This is a genomic window from Pantoea sp. GCM10028869, assembly GCF_042666835.1.
Taxonomy (GTDB): Bacteria; Pseudomonadota; Gammaproteobacteria; order Enterobacterales; family Enterobacteriaceae; genus Pantoea; species Pantoea leporis.
Window position 1 is genome coordinate 70602 of the sequence record NZ_JBHTGO010000009.1, and the last position, 14971, is coordinate 85572.

The 14971-nt window shown below is 57.5% G+C and carries 15 protein-coding genes; 3 read left to right on the forward strand and 12 right to left on the reverse strand.

The annotated features are described in order from the left end of the window. Positions 1 to 119 precede the first annotated feature (119 nt). On the forward strand, positions 120 to 1121 hold the full coding sequence (gene galR, locus ACFQW4_RS20080) for an HTH-type transcriptional regulator GalR (RefSeq protein WP_036649453.1): 1002 nt from the start codon (positions 120 to 122) through the stop codon (positions 1119 to 1121). A 151-nt stretch (positions 1122 to 1272) separates the two neighbouring features. Here the strand turns inward: galR and ACFQW4_RS20085 are convergent, their stop codons facing one another. Beyond that, positions 1273 to 1722, reverse strand: a complete 450-nt coding sequence (locus tag ACFQW4_RS20085) for a GNAT family N-acetyltransferase (RefSeq protein WP_101761976.1) — start codon at positions 1720 to 1722, stop codon at positions 1273 to 1275. Next, positions 1722 to 2975 (reverse strand): diaminopimelate decarboxylase, encoded by a 1254-nt coding sequence (lysA, locus tag ACFQW4_RS20090; protein WP_377726985.1) that lies wholly within the window; start codon positions 2973 to 2975, stop codon positions 1722 to 1724. Before lysA ends, ACFQW4_RS20085 begins: the two co-directional genes overlap by 1 nt. A 110-nt stretch (positions 2976 to 3085) precedes the next feature. Between lysA and ACFQW4_RS20095 the strand changes: the two genes are divergently transcribed. Continuing rightward, positions 3086 to 4006, forward strand: coding sequence for a LysR family transcriptional regulator (locus ACFQW4_RS20095; protein WP_192236479.1), 921 nt, complete (start codon positions 3086 to 3088; stop codon positions 4004 to 4006). On the opposite strand, the gene ACFQW4_RS20100 is transcribed toward ACFQW4_RS20095, so the two are convergent. Continuing rightward, positions 4003 to 5166: an MFS transporter gene (locus ACFQW4_RS20100; protein WP_377726989.1), complete on the reverse strand. Its 1164-nt coding sequence runs from the start codon at positions 5164 to 5166 to the stop codon at positions 4003 to 4005. The two genes, ACFQW4_RS20095 and ACFQW4_RS20100, sit on opposite strands and share 4 nt — an antisense overlap. Before the next feature lie 362 nt (positions 5167 to 5528). Here ACFQW4_RS20100 and ACFQW4_RS20105 point away from each other — a divergent pair, with 362 nt between their 5' ends. Continuing rightward, positions 5529 to 6155, forward strand: coding sequence for a serine protease (locus tag ACFQW4_RS20105; protein ID WP_377726992.1), 627 nt, complete (start codon positions 5529 to 5531; stop codon positions 6153 to 6155). Between the two features lie 208 nt (positions 6156 to 6363). Here the strand turns inward: ACFQW4_RS20105 and ACFQW4_RS20110 are convergent, their stop codons facing one another. From ACFQW4_RS20110 to prfB, 9 genes are all read right to left on the reverse strand, one after another. Continuing rightward, positions 6364 to 7035 carry a DUF1989 domain-containing protein gene (locus ACFQW4_RS20110; RefSeq protein ID WP_137386382.1) on the reverse strand — a complete coding sequence of 224 codons (672 nt, stop codon included), beginning with the start codon at positions 7033 to 7035 and terminating at the stop codon, positions 6364 to 6366. Positions 7036 to 7048: 13 nt separating this feature from the next. Then, positions 7049 to 7714 (reverse strand): amino acid ABC transporter permease, encoded by a 666-nt coding sequence (locus tag ACFQW4_RS20115; protein ID WP_137386383.1) that lies wholly within the window; start codon positions 7712 to 7714, stop codon positions 7049 to 7051. Further along, positions 7714 to 8364 carry an amino acid ABC transporter permease gene (locus ACFQW4_RS20120; protein ID WP_192412037.1) on the reverse strand — a complete coding sequence of 217 codons (651 nt, stop codon included), beginning with the start codon at positions 8362 to 8364 and terminating at the stop codon, positions 7714 to 7716. The genes ACFQW4_RS20115 and ACFQW4_RS20120 overlap by 1 nt, the downstream gene beginning before the upstream one ends. A gap of 3 nt (positions 8365 to 8367) precedes the next feature. Next, positions 8368 to 9015 carry an urea carboxylase-associated family protein gene (locus ACFQW4_RS20125; RefSeq protein WP_377726996.1) on the reverse strand — a complete coding sequence of 216 codons (648 nt, stop codon included), beginning with the start codon at positions 9013 to 9015 and terminating at the stop codon, positions 8368 to 8370. Then, positions 8999 to 9631, reverse strand: coding sequence for a DUF1989 domain-containing protein (locus tag ACFQW4_RS20130; protein ID WP_101762022.1), 633 nt, complete (start codon positions 9629 to 9631; stop codon positions 8999 to 9001). The genes ACFQW4_RS20125 and ACFQW4_RS20130 overlap by 17 nt, the downstream gene beginning before the upstream one ends. Before the next feature lie 2 nt (positions 9632 to 9633). Further along, positions 9634 to 10470 carry a transporter substrate-binding domain-containing protein gene (locus ACFQW4_RS20135; protein ID WP_137386385.1) on the reverse strand — a complete coding sequence of 279 codons (837 nt, stop codon included), beginning with the start codon at positions 10468 to 10470 and terminating at the stop codon, positions 9634 to 9636. A 262-nt stretch (positions 10471 to 10732) separates the two neighbouring features. Continuing rightward, positions 10733 to 11584 carry a MurR/RpiR family transcriptional regulator gene (locus tag ACFQW4_RS20140; RefSeq protein WP_192236472.1) on the reverse strand — a complete coding sequence of 284 codons (852 nt, stop codon included), beginning with the start codon at positions 11582 to 11584 and terminating at the stop codon, positions 10733 to 10735. Between the two features lie 249 nt (positions 11585 to 11833). Next, complete coding sequence (gene lysS, locus ACFQW4_RS20145) at positions 11834 to 13354, reverse strand: lysine--tRNA ligase (RefSeq protein ID WP_377727001.1); 1521 nt, start codon at positions 13352 to 13354, stop codon at positions 11834 to 11836. Between the two features lie 9 nt (positions 13355 to 13363). Beyond that, a protein-coding gene (gene prfB, locus ACFQW4_RS20150; protein ID WP_110867985.1) for a peptide chain release factor 2 occupies positions 13364 to 14462 on the reverse strand; the annotation gives its coding sequence in 2 pieces (ribosomal slippage) (positions 13364 to 14386 and positions 14388 to 14462; 1098 coding nt in all). Positions 14463 to 14971 lie beyond the last annotated feature (509 nt).

Below are 14971 nucleotides of genomic sequence, written 5' to 3' on the forward strand. Positions count from 1 at the left end.
TGAGCGCCTGATTTTCCGTGCTTTTGCGACAGCGCTGGCATTCTGCCGGGTTGCTACAGGGTGGGTTTTCCGTAACACTGGTGGCATGTGTAAACGTTTTCCCGGATGTCGATAATCGCATGGCTACCATTAAGGATGTTGCCCGTATGGCTGGGGTGTCGGTTGCGACCGTCTCCCGCGTCATCAATAATTCGCCCAAAGCCAGCGAGAGTTCTCGCCTCGCCGTTACGGCGGCAATGGAGCAGTTGCAGTATCACCCGAACGCCAACGCACGCGCCCTGGCGCAGCAATCCACCGAAACCCTGGGTTTAGTGGTGGGCGATGTTTCCGACCCGTTTTTTGGCGCGATGGTCAAAGCGGTGGATGAAGTTGCGGGCCAGACCGGCAACTTTTTGCTGATTGGTAACGGTTACCACAATGAGCAAAAAGAGCGTCAGGCGATTGAGCAACTGATGCGCCATCGCTGCGCCGCCTTAGTGGTACACGCTAAGAAAATCCCCGACGACGATTTAGAGATGCTGATGAAGCAGGTGCCGGGCATGGTGCTGCTGAACCGCCTGCTGAAAGGCTTTGAACATCGCTGCATCGCGCTGGATGACCGCTACGGCGCCTGGCTGGCAACGCGTCATCTGATTCAGCAAGGCCATACGCAAATCGCCTTTATCTGCTCCACTCACACCATTTCCGATGCCGAAGATCGTCTGCAAGGCTATTACGACGCGCTGAAAGAGCACGGTTTGCCGTGTAATGACCGTTTGGTGGCGTGGGGCGAACCGGACGAAGTGGGCGGCGAACAGGCGATGACCGAATTGATGGGACGCGGCAAGCAGTTCACCGCGGTGGCCTGCTACAACGATTCGATGGCCGCCGGTGCGCTGGCGGTGCTGAGTGATAACGGCATTCGCGTGCCGGAAGAGATGTCGCTGATTGGCTTTGATGATGTGCTGGTGTCGCGCTATGTGCGTCCGCGTTTGACGACGGTGCGTTATCCGATTGTCACCATGGCACAACAGGCCGCGCAACTGGCGCTGGCGTTAGCCAATGGCAGCGAGATGCCGGAAGTGACCAATATGTTTAGCCCCACGCTGGTAAGACGGCATTCGGTGAGTGGGCCGGGTTAAATCCTGGTGCGCGCTTTCCCTCACCCTAACCCTCTCCCGCAAGCGGGAGAGGGAATGATTAGGTGGAGTGAACCTCGGATTTACAGCTTGCTCGGGCGGCTCCTTCTCCCGCTTGCGGGAGAAGGCTGGGATGAGGGACAAAGCGCACCCATCACAAATCCCGCGAATACACCTTCACCCGCACATCCGGGAACTCCAGCGCGTCGCATTGATACTGCCAGCCAAAACGTTCGTAATAGCCGCCAAAGGTGGACCATAACCACAGCTTGTCATGACCGCGCTGCTGCGCGAAATCGATCACATGCTGCTGCAGCGCTTTGCTCAATCCCTTGCCGCGCGCGGACTCCTCAACAAACAGCGCCGCCACCCACGGCGTGAGATCCTGACGGCTGATCAAATCGCAGCGCCAGAATCCCACCGTGCCGAGCGGTATGTCGCCGTCGAGCGCCACAAAGGTCACCGGAAAGTCCGCGCCGTTGAGGCTGCTGCGCACAATGCTGTGGTAAAACTCACGCGACGTACCGTCACCAAACGCCTGCCACAGCCAGTCGGTGATCTGCGTGGCGTGATGCGGCACCTCGCTGAGCGCGACGATCTTCATCAAATCAGCTCCAGCGCCAGCAGCTCCTGAATGGTCTGCGCACGACGAATTTCACGCGCCGCGCCATTCTCGAACAGCACTTCCGGAATCAGTGGACGGCTGTTGTAGTTCGACGACATCGACGCGCCATACGCGCCGGTATCGTGGAACACCAGATAATCGCCGACCTGCGCCACAGGCAGCGCACGGGTTTCTACTTTGCCACCTTCCAACTGCGTGAACACGTCGCCCGATTCACACAGCGGACCGGCCACTACGCTCTCCACGGTGGCGTCGCCCAGCGCGCGGCCATCGACCGGCAGCAGAGAAATGTGGTGATAGCTGCCGTACATTGACGGACGCATCAAATCGCTGAAACCGGCATCGACCAGCACAAAGTGACGGCTGCCCATCTCTTTTACCGCCCGTACCTGTGACACCAGCACGCCCGATTCAGCAACCAGGAAGCGGCCTGGCTCAATCTCCAGTTTCACCGCATGACCGAGGTGCGCAGCGATACGCTCACGCGCGCCGTTCCACAAGCCGTAATAGTGCTGGGTATCAATGGCTTCCTCGTCAAAACGATACGGAATCGACAAACCGCCACCGGCAGAAATCGCTTCCAAATCCTGCCCAAACGCCACCACCTGATCGACCATCGCGTCACACACCTGCTGCAGATGGCCATAATCCACGCCGGAACCGATGTGCATATGCAGGCCGACCAGACGCAGGCCGTGCTGCTGAATCGCCGCCAGCGCCAGCGGCAGATCGCTGTGCCAGATGCCGTGTTTACTGTTCTCACCGCCGGTGTTGGTTTTCTGGCTGTGACCGTGACCAAAACCCGGATTGATGCGCAGCCACACCGCGTGGCCCGGTGACAGCTCGCCCAGTTGATGCAGCATATCCACCGAACCGGCATTGACCGGCACTTTCAGCTCGGCGATACGCGTCAGGGTTGGCTGATCAAACACATCGGCGGTGAAGACGATATCTTCGCCGCCCGGCTGATAACCGGCGGCAATAGCACGCTCGATTTCACCCAGCGATACCGAATCGACTTTGACGCCCGCCGCACGCATCAGACGCAAAATGTGAATGTTGGAGCAGGCTTTCTGCGCAAAACGCACCACGTCGAAGGCGCCGAGCTGCGCAATGCGCTGCTGAATAATCGCCGCATCATAAGCCCAGAATGGGCCGGCATAACGCTGCGCCAGCGGCAGTAAGTTGGCGGCAGTTAACGCGGTTTCGCTGTTATTGAGTGGGCGTGGCATGTCAATTCTCCTGTGTCATTGAGGCTATTTAGCCACAGCGCATCAATTCAGAAAAATATCTTTTTTAGCGACGTCTATACAAATATGATATGGGTTATCTGGAGGAGACAATGGCAAAAATTAACTGGCGACATATCGAAATTTTTCACGCGGTGATGACCAGCGGCAACCTGACGCAGGCGGCGACGCTGCTGCATACTTCGCAGCCCACGGTGAGCCGCGAACTGGCGCGCCTTGAGCAGCAGCTCGGCCTGCAGCTTTTCGAACGGGTGCGCGGCCGCCTGCAGCCCACGGTGCAAGGCTTGCGGCTGTACGAAGAGGTGCAGCGCTCGTGGTACGGGCTAGATCGCATCATGGATGCCGCCGAAGGGTTGCGTCAGTTTCGTCAGGGTGAATTGTCGATCGCCTGCCTGCCCGTGTTTTCGCAGTCGCTGTTGCCGCCGCTGCTGCAGCCCTTTCTTCAGCGCTATCCGCAGGTCAGCCTGAATATCATTCCGCAGGAGTCGCCGTTGCTGGAAGAGTGGCTGTCGGCACAGCGTTACGATCTCGGCCTGACCGAAACCCAACACGCACCGGCGGGCACCGAACGCTTGCCGCTGCTGACCTGTGACGAAGTGTGCGTGCTGCCGCCACAGCATCCGCTGTGTCAGCGCGAGGTGCTGACGCCGCAGGATTTCCACGGTGAAAACTACGTCAGCCTGTCGCGCAGCGATAGCTATCGCCAGCTGCTGGATTCCCTGTTTCATGAGCAGAATGTGGAGCGTCGTCTGGTGCTGGAGACGCACAGCGCGGCGTCAGTGTGCGCGATGGTGCGCGCGGGCGTGGGGATTTCGATTGTGAATCCGCTGACGGCGCTGGATTACGCCGACAGCGGTGTGGTGATGCGTCGCTTCAGTATTGCGGTGCCCTTCACCGTCAGTCTGGTGCGGCCGCAGCATCGACCGGCTTCGGCGCTGGTCGATCACTTCTGCGACCACCTGCAACGGCACGTGGCGGCGTTTCCACAACGTATTGCCGAGCGGCTGGCTTAAGCGTTGACCGCTTCGCCCTGCCCGCCCGCTTTGCGGAAGGTGATCAGGCAGATCACCAGTCCGACCGCGGCCAGCGCAGCAGCGGCAACCGGCACCGACGTCAGGCCGTACCCTTTCTCGATCACCGCGCCACCGACCCACGCGCCGAGCGCATTGCCGACGTTAAAGGCGGAGATATTCAGCGTAGAGACCAGATTCGGCGCATCTTTGCCGTGGCGCACCACGTTAATCTGCAAGCCCGGCACGGTGGCGAAGGTCGCCATCGCCCACAGGAACAGCGTGATTTCCGCCAGCCACAGCGCATGGCTGGTCCAGCTGAACAGCAGCGAGAACAACGCAATCAGCACAAAGCTGAGGATCAGGCTGAACGACACTTTCCAGTCGGCCAGCTTGCCGCCGAGGATGTTGCCGACGGTCAGACCCGCGCCAATCAGGAACAGCGTCCAGCTAACACCCCGATCCGAGATACCGGTCACCTGCAACAGCAGCGGGGCAATGTAGCTAAACAGCGCAAACATCGCCGCCGCAAAGAACACCGTCATCAGCAGCGACAGCCACAGTTTGCCGTTGGCCAGCGCGCTGATTTCACTCGCCAGATGCACCGGCTTCTCTTCTTTGTTGGTCGGCAGGCTCACCATCAGCGCGATAAAGGCGAAGATGCCAATGATCGCCACGCCCCAGAAGGTGGCGCGCCAGCCAAACATCTGACCAAACCAGGTGCCGAGCGGCACGCCGAGCACGTTGGCCAGCGTCAAACCGGTGAACATCAGCGCCACGGCAGAAGCTTGTTTACCTGGTGCGACCAGGCTCGCCGCCACCACTGCACCGATGCCGAAGAACGCACCGTGACACAGCGCCGTCACCACACGAGCCAGCATCAGCAGGTTGTAGGTGTAGGCCAATGCACAGAGCACGTTACCGATGATGAAGATGATCATCAGCAGAATCAGAGTACGTTTACGCGGCAGTTTGGCGGTCAGCAACGCCATGATCGGCGCGCCAATAGCAACGCCCAGCGCGTAGCCGCTGATCAGCCATCCCGCAGAAGGAATGGTCACTTGCAGATCGCCCGCCACCTCGGGCAGCAATCCCATAATGACGAATTCCGTGGTGCCGATGGCGAACGCACTCAGCGCCAGCGCCAGTAATGCAACAGGCATAACACACTCTCCCAATAATTTTTTGCAGGCGGGCCGCACTGCGAACGCAGTACGGTGACAACAGACGCTTATTAAAATTTGAACTGCGTCACATTGTTATTAAAGCATAGCCCTTCCATGCCAACCACCCTGCGCGCCGCAAGACTATTTTGCGCCCGCAGCAATAATCCCTGCGCGGAAAAATGTCACTGACTAACCATTGAGACAGATGGAGGTTTCCGCGCTACGCTTGAAAAGGATGTGATCGTTATCACAGTGAGTCAGCTTTTGACGCAAAATCAAACAGTAAAGGATGGACGCGCACTGCCGATACCTCAATGGATTGCCCGGTTATGGGGTGTCAAAAATCGAGGGGAAAGCGTATGCGATGGCTCATCGCGCTAACGGTTGGCTGCCTAAGCGGCTGCTCTGTTGGGCATTACGAATACAGCAAAGAAGCAGCAAAACGCGTCGATATGACCGTCACTGGCATTCCAACGGTGCTGGGCATTGGTGCGCTTGGCACCACCATTCCTCTCACGCCCGAATACAGCCTGACGGCGGCCCACGTGGCGAAGTATTCACTCTATCGGGTGAAAGCCTGGCATCCCGAATGCGATATTGCTGTGGTGTACCATAAAAACAGCGAAGCCAATTTGCCGCCGCCGTTCCGCAATAGCCATATCGGTGACGACGTGAATCTGTATGGCTACAGCTTTATTTCCGCGATGCCGGTAGCGTCAAGCGGCAAGAATCTGATCAATACCACGCTGGCGAATGACTGGAACAAAGCCAGCTGTGTGGTGGTGGCGGCCAATGCCGGCGTGGTGAAAGGTATGTCCGGCGGCGCGGTGTATAACGCCAGCGATGATACGCTGGCGGGGGTGATTGTCGGTTACAGCAGCCAGATTGATGACAATAAAAGCGGCAAAACGCTGTTTAAGAATGTGGCGCTGTATGTACCGTACGCACGTTTTAAGGCGTGGCTGGATGGGGTGGTGAAGTCTTAGATCGTGCTGGCTGTCCCCCATCCCGGTCGATGCTGGCTGTCGGTGCTGGCGGTCCCCCTCCTGGGTCGGTGCTGGCTGTCCCCCTCCTCGGTCCTCCCCCATAAATGGGGGAGGAAGATGCTGCAATATGATAGTTGGGGAGCTGCATGTGGCGGCGTCTCCTTCCCCATTCATGGGGGAAGGCCGGGATGGGGGACTGCGTGCACCATCAAGCCGGAACCCACGCCCCCTGCACCTGCACCTGCGGAAAACCGCTGGTCAGAATACGCAGCTCGGCATCGCGCGGGGTGTTGTCGCCCTGCCCCTGAATGCTGACGATATCCTGCGGACAGGCGGAAAACGCCACAAAACAGTCCATCTCGGCGCGCAGCACAATATAGTCGCCCGGCTTCGTCACCACCGGCAGCGTCTTCAGCGTGATGCCATCCGGCTGCACCTGAATATTCATAAAGATATTAAACGAGGCCAGATTGCCATGCGGCAGCGTCACGCCCAGCTCACGCATGCCTTCAAACAGATTGTCATGGCAGTTGCGATGCGGTTCGGTGCAGCCGAGCAGCTCATAACGACGCGCATCGCAGGCCGCCATAAAGGTGTCGTGCACGCCTGGCGAGGTATCCGCCACCAGCGTCAAAATCGGATGGCGCTGGCTGGTGATAAAGCTGTCGCCCACTTTGGGATTGAGACGCTGATTCCACACGCGCGTCGCCTCCATACACATATATTCACTCACATCCTCAGCGTTGTACGCCCAGCAATCCACCACCTGCGTGCCGTGCAGGTTAATCACCTGCACCGCTTCACCTCTCTTCAGGCGCACCGCTTTACCGTAGCGTGCCGGGATGGTCACCGCTTCGCGATGCTGAAATTCAGCCGACATGTTGTTCTCCTGATTAATGCTGCATGGCACGACGATAGCGCGTCATGCGAGATTCAAGGCCGCGCGCCAGCCAGTCGATGACGCTGTTGAGCAGCCAGTAACAGAGCGCCACCGTGAGATAGATCTCCAGCGGCGCGTAGGTATCCGAAATCGCCTGTTTGGCGGCGTACATAAACTCCTGCACCGAGACAATCGACAGCAGCGCGGAGTCTTTAATCAAACCGATCATCAGCCCGACCAGCGGCGACAGCATCTGCGGCAGCGTTTGCGGCAGCACCACGTCACGCAGTTGTTCGCTGCGGCTCAGGCCGAGCACGCGGCACGCTTCCCACTGCCCTTGCGGCAGCGCATCAATGGCGGAGCGGATCACCTGCGCAATGTAAGGCGCGTAGTAGAGCGTCAATGCCAGCACGCCCACCACCGGCGACGACAGCGTGATGTCATATTCCGGCAGCACAAAATAGAGCAGATAGATCACCACCAACAGCGGCAGCGCGAGGGTTAACCCGCTGTAAAGATTGAGCAAACGCAGCCAGAACCGCGAGGCACGCATCAGCAGCACGGCCAATAGCGCGCCCCACAGTAGCGAGCAGAGCGCCGCCACCAGACAAAGCTGCAAGGTGGCGAGCAGGCCGTCACCGAGCGACGGCAGAGAGGTGATAATTGCCTGCCAATCCATTACGCCAACCTCCGCTTCGCTTCTAAACGACGCGCCGCCGCAATTAACGGCATGGCGATCAGCAGATAACCGGCCGCCACCAGCAGCAGCACCTGCGTGGCTTCGTAGGTGCGGGCGATGACGATCTGTCCGGCGTAGGTCAGTTCAGTGAGCGCCACCACCGACGCCAGCGGCGTGGTTTTCAGCAGAATGGTGAATTCATTCACCAGCATCGGCAGACTGGCGCGCATCACTTGGGGATTGATGACGTACCACCACGTCAGCAGGCGGCTCAGACCCAGCGTGCGCGACGCTTCCAGCTGTCCGCGCGTCACCAGGCTGCGATTCACGCGCAGGATTTCCGCCACGTACGCGCCGCTGTTGAGGCCAATGGCAATCACCGCCGCCAGCATCGGCTGACCGCCCAATCCCAGCCGCGGCAAGGTGAAAAACACCACAAACAGCTGCACAATCGCTGGCGTTCCGCGCATCACGCTGACATAGCAACGCCCGATGGCGCGCCAGATCCAGGCTCGACGCAGCTGCAGGAAGCAGCCGAGCTGCCCCATCACCACGCTGACTAATGACGCCAGCACGGTGAGCACCAGCGTCATCAGCAGGCCGTGTCCGAGTTCCGGCAGCGCGGCCACTACCTGTTGATCCAGCCCCATGCGTTACTCCGCGTTAAAGTCGTGCAGGTTTTCCGCCACCGACAGCAGCAGCGGCGCGGGACGATCGTTGCCCTCAATGCCGGTGTTACAGGCGGAGACGATGAACTGCGTGTCCATCACCACGCGACAGGTAATGCTGTCGCCAGCTTGGGTCAGGTTGGTTTCCGGCAGAATCTCGCCTTCACGCGTCAGCTTGACGTGCATAAACAGATTGATGGGATCCGGCAGCTTCGGCACCACCATGCCCAGACGCGCCAGCTCGCCGCGCAGCGCATTGAGGCAACCTTCGCCCGGATAACCGCGCTCAGCGAGAAACGCCGTGGTGGACGCCGGCAGCAGCAGGTCGTGACGCTTCACGCTGTCTTTGCCCAGCACCATCATCGGACGACGACGGTTGTTCACCAGACGCATGCCGGAACCGAGCAGGTAGCTGTTGCTAAACACCCGCGTGTGATGCACCGACAGCCACACGGCGGGATCGGCCAGGCTAAAGCCAAACAGCGAAGCCACCGCGCCGTCGCCCTGGGCGGTGATGCGCAGTAACTGACCGCGCAGCACGCGAATCGAACCGATGCTGCCCGCTGCAACCTGCACCGGTTCAGCCAGCGTGCGCACGGCGGTTTCTTCATAACTTTCACGCATTAACAGCATGATTCATCTCCTGAGCGTGAAAATGGTCGCTGACCACGATGTCGATTGGCGTCACCTGCAGGCCGTTGCCGGGAATAATGTCCTGCGGGCAGGATGAGACCGCGCAGATCAGATCGCACAGCGCTTCAAAGGTGATGCTATCGCCCGCTTTGCTGTTGGGATCGGTCACTTCCATGCGGCCATCGGCGGTGACCGGGCCGTTCTGAAATAGGTTGAACGGTTCCGGCAGCGAGAAGTAGGTGACGCCAAACGCCTTCATCCCCTCCAGCAGGTTATCGACGCAGTTGCGATGCCCTTCGACACCGAAATCGATGCTGAAACGGGTGCGATCGCAGGCCGGTACGTTGGCGTCGTGGATGCCGATGCTGTCGGCAAGAATGCGCAGCATCGGGCGGTTTTCACTCGACCACAACGCGTCACCCGGCTTAAAGAACAGCGAGCGCAGCTGTTGGCGCGTGTGCACCGGCGACAGCTTCTCGTTCAGGTCATCGGCGTTCACCGCGACAAAATCGGCCGCCTGCTGCCCTTCGCTATCAATCACGGTAATAAACTGGCCCTTGCGCACGCGGAAGGTTTTGCCAAAGCCGGCAGGCACCGTCAGGTTGGACTGGCACATAATTACTCCTGCGGAATGAAGTCGCTGGCGGGCACGGTAAAGGTGGTGCCGAGATATTGCTGCTGCAGTTTGGTCAGTTCGCCGTCTTTCTGCATCGCCAGGATGTGGTCGCTAATGGCTTTGTTCAGGCTGCCATCTTCTTTACGTGTCGCCCAACCCATCCACTGCGACGGGCCGACTTCGCCCACCTGCGCCACTTTGCCGGCATATTTTTTTGCTACCGGCGCCAGTACCGAGATGTCGTCATAAACGAAGTCGGCGCGTTTGGTCATCAAGGTGCTGACGGTTTGATCGAGTGAATCGACATTGATGATGGTGATCGGTTTTTTACCCTCCTTCTTCAACTGTTCGTTGAAGCCCTTCAACAGCTGCTCTGGCACGCTGGCGGTTTTCACCGCACCGCGCAGACCCGACAAGCTTTCCGGACTCAGGGCTTTGCCGCTGAAGGTTTTCGCTTCGGCTTCACGCACCAGCACGCCGTTGACGGTTTTGCTGTACGGCACGGTAAACAGCACTTTTTTCGCGCGTTCCGCCGTGACGTTGAGGGATGAACCTTCGGCATTGAAAGAGCCCGAAATCAGGCCCGGCAGAATGCCGCTGAAGGCGGTTTTCTGAAACTCCAGTTTCACACCGAGATCGTTGGCGAAGGATTGCATGATCGCCACGCTGTAACCGGTGATCTCACCTTTGTCATCGGTGTATTCGTAGGGAGGAAAGGTTGGATCGATACCGACGGTAATTTTGCCGCTGCTTTTGATGTCGGCCAGCGTATCGGCTTGTGCCTGCGCCATGGTGCCGACAGAGAGAAGTGCGGCAATCAGCAGTGCTGTTTTTTTCATTATGGTGTTTCCCTGGTGTTGGTGAAATGTCATTTTCTACTGAGCATATTTTGTGCCAGCTTTTTCACTACCATGCAGGGAAACCTGATAAAAACCAGATTTTATTTAGTATAATCAAATGGAAACGACTGTTTCTTAATTTTTATTTTTAATTTCTACGATTTCACACACGGTAAGACGGGGATAATTGGATGGGTGGGCACTGGACAGAATTGCACCGTTTTGGTGATTTTTCTGGCGCACAATGCGCCAGCGAGGCGCATTATTCCAGTTCGTCGAGGGATTGGTGCAGCGCTTCGATTTGCGCGAGATGATCGTTGCTGGCTTTACCCATTTGCCGGGCCACCAGTGAACAGAGCAGATTACACACGCCAGAGAGCGCGGCGGTGCTGTCGAAAATCAGGCTGCTGTCGGTGTGACAGCGGATTACCCACTGCGCATGGCGCGCCGGTTTGCCGGAAAGCACGTCGGCGATATACAACATCGGCACATTGCGCTCGGCCAGCGCGTTCATCGCCGCCTCCAGCGCTGGCATGCGACGACGCAGACCGACGCAGATCACCACATCCTCTGCGGTCAGAGCCGCGATATGCTCTGCCAGCGAATCGCCGGGACGCGGCAGCAGACGCACATCGGAGTGAATATGGATCAGGTCTCGATAGATCAGATGCGCGATGGTTTGGCTGTGGCGCCAGCCCATTACCACCACGCGTCGCGCCTGGCTGATGGCGCTGACCGCTTGCTGCAGCTGTTCGCTGTCCAGCGTGCGATAGCTGTTGACCAGGTTGGCGATCTCTCTTTCCAGATGCTGCTGCATGATGCTCGCCAACGGCGACGCGCTGGGTGCCGGTTGCAGATAGAGCGGTGAACCGCTGCTTTGCATGTCACGCGCCTGGCGACGTGCGGCTTCATAACTTTCATAGCCGAGATGGCGGAAGAAGCGCGTGGTGGTGGCTTTGGACACGCCCGCGCTGTGTGCCAGTTCGGTGGCGGTGTTCATGGCTAACTGGCCTGGTGCGGCGAGTAGCACATCGGCAAGTCGCTGCTCGTGGCTGGAGAGTTGATCCCAGTGCTGACGAATCCGGCCCTCTAACGTTGCCGCTTTTGCACTCATGGTGATTCCCTGAAAAAGAAAAAAACCATCCTGCACAGAGCGTGCCGGGTTGTCATCAGGAATTTTGTGTTGGGAGGGAATGTGCTGGCTGTCCCCCATCCCGGCCTTCCCCCGCTAGCGGGGGAAGGAGACGCTGCCACATGCAGCTTCAGGACTCACATATGGCAGCATCTTCCTCCCCCATTTATGGGGGAGGACCGAGGAGGGGGACAGCCAGCACGGACCAGGATGGGGGACTGCGGCGAAATACTACTTACCGGTCGGGCGCAGTGCCGGGAACAGGATCACGTCGCGGATGGTGTGGCTGTTGGTGAACAGCATCACCATACGGTCGATACCAATACCCAAACCTGCGGTTGGCGGCAGGCCGTGCTCCAGCGCGGTGACGTAGTCTTCGTCGTAGAACATCGCTTCGTCATCGCCAGACTCTTTCGCATTCACCTGCTGCAGGAAACGCTCAGCCTGATCTTCTGCATCGTTGAGCTCTGAGAAGCCGTTACCGATTTCGCGGCCGCCGATGAAGAACTCAAAGCGGTCGGTGATTTCCGGGTTCTCGTCGTTACGACGCGCCAGCGGCGATACTTCAGCCGGGTATTCGGTGATGAAGGTTGGCTGAATCAGGTGCGCTTCAGCGGTCTCTTCGAAGATCTCTGTAACGACGCGGCCCAGGCCCCAGCTCTTCTCAACTTTGATGTGCAGCGATTGGGCAATCGCTACCGCTTTATCAAAGTCTTCCAGATCGCTCAGGTCAGTTTCCGGACGGTATTTTTTGATCGCTTCACGCATGGTGAGCTTCTCGAACGGCTTACCGAAATCGAAGCTGTGATCGCCATACGGCACTTCCGTGGTGCCCAGCACATCCTGCGCCAGCGTACGGAACAGGCTTTCGGTCAGTTCGATCAGATCTTTGTAATCCGCATACGCCATATAGAGTTCCATCATGGTGAACTCTGGGTTATGGCGTGGCGAAATCCCTTCGTTACGGAAGTTACGGTTGATCTCGAACACGCGATCAAAACCGCCAACCACCAGACGCTTCAGATACAGCTCTGGCGCAATACGCAGGTACATATCGATATCAAGCGCATTATGATGGGTGATGAAAGGACGCGCAGACGCGCCGCCCGGAATCACCTGCATCATCGGGGTTTCCACTTCCATAAAGTCGCGGTTAACCATGAACTGACGAATGCCAGCCATGATTTGTGAGCGAATTTTAAAAGTTTTGCGCGAATCGTCGTTGGAGATCAGATCGAGATAACGCTGACGATAACGGGTTTCCTGATCGGCCAGGCCGTGGAATTTGTCCGGCAGCGGACGCAGCGCTTTGGTCAGCAGACGTAGCTCAGTGATGTGGATCGACAGCTCACCGGTTTTGGTTTTGAACAGCTTACCGCGCGCACCGAGGATATCGCCGAGATCCCACTTCTTGAAATGCTCGTTGTAGACGCCTTCTGGCAGATCGTCGCGTGAGACGTAGATCTGAATCTGGCCGCCGACATCCTGCAGGGTCGCGAATGACGCTTTACCCATGATGCGGCGCGTCATCATACGACCGGCCACGCTCACCTCAATACCCAGCGCTTCCAGCTCTTCATTCTCTTTCGCGTCATAGCTGGCGTGCAGCACATCGGACGTGGTATCGCGGCGGAAATCGTTAGGAAACGCCACGCCTTTTTCACGCAGCGCGCTGAGTTTTTCGCGACGCGCTTTCAGTTCGTTGTTTAACTCAAGGGCGGCATCAGCGCTCTGCGGTTGTTGTTCAGACATGTCGGTTCCTTATAGCCCTGCTTTTAAACTTGCTTCAATAAAACGATCGATATCGCCATCCAGCACCGCTTGGGTGTTGCGGGTTTCTACGCTGGTACGCAGATCCTTGATGCGTGAATCGTCGAGAACATAAGAACGGATCTGGCTGCCCCAGCCGATATCAGATTTGTTATCTTCCGCTGCCTGCTTATCCGCGTTTTTCTTCTGCATCTCATATTCGTACAGCTTGGCGCGTAACTGCTTGAAGGCCTGATCTTTGTTCTTGTGCTGTGAACGGTCGTTTTGGCACTGCACCACAATGTTGGTCGGCAAGTGGGTAATACGCACCGCAGACTCGGTTTTGTTAACGTGCTGGCCACCCGCACCGGAGGCGCGGTAAACGTCGATACGCAGATCGGCGGGATTGATATCGATATCGATGTTGTCATCCACTTCCGGGTAGATAAACACCGAACTGAATGAGGTATGACGACGGCCGCCGGAATCGAACGGGCTCTTACGCACCAGGCGATGAACGCCGGTTTCGGTACGCAGCCAGCCAAACGCGTAGTCGCCGATGATTTTAATGGTGGCGGATTTGGTTCCGGCCACTTCACCGTCTGACTCTTCGATAATTTCGGTTTTATAACCTTTGGCTTCCGCCCAGCGCAGATACATGCGCAGCAGCATGCTGGCCCAATCCTGCGCTTCGGTGCCGCCGGAACCGGCCTGAATATCCATGTAGCAGTCGGCGCTGTCATATTCGCCTGAGAACATACGACGGAATTCCAGTTCGCCCAGCTTCACTTCCAGTGCATCAAGCTCGGCAACCGCTTCGTTGAAAGTCTCTTCGTCGTCAGCTTCCACCGCCAGATCCAGCAGGCCCTGCACATCTTCCAGGCCTTGCGTCATGTGATCTAAGGTTTCCACTACCGCTTCCAGTGAAGCTCGTTCTTTACCCAGCGCTTGCGCGCGCTCAGGTTCGTTCCAGACGTCAGGCTGCTCCAGCTCGGCGTTTACTTCTTCGAGGCGTTCTTTCTTGGCATCGTAGTCAAAGATACCCCCGAAGAACGTCGCTGCGCTCACTGAGGTCCTGGATACGATTTTTGACCGGATTAATTTCAAACATGGCTTTTCAGTCTTTTTTGACGATTCGGTGAAAGGAGATAAAAACTAACGCGCTAGTTTACCCGAAAGTGTGCGCACTTTGTAGCATTGCACGCCGCCTGAGTGAGCGCGCCTCCGCCGTAAGAAAAAAAGTTCTTATCCTTCTGGAAAGCTTCACCCGCTACGCTTTCCCAAACACCTCCGCAAATACCTCGCCTTCAGAACCTTCTTAGGAATTTTCCTGCAAAAATTAGGCAATTGGCGCCAGATGACGTCATTAAAGATCATGATTTATAACGATAAATCATTAAGAATTGTCTTGTGAGAAATTTCCTGCAAGAAAGCAGACACGTCTCAAATAACGCCATTAAGCAGCTGATATTCAGCCTATCGATTTATTAGCGCCCTTTTATCATTTTGCTCAGTGACTATCCCACGATGGACATCACTGACGTCCAGACCGTTTGTCACCACGATCGCCAGGAATGCGCAGCTTCGACAGGGAATGACACAGTAATCAGCGCCCGTAAA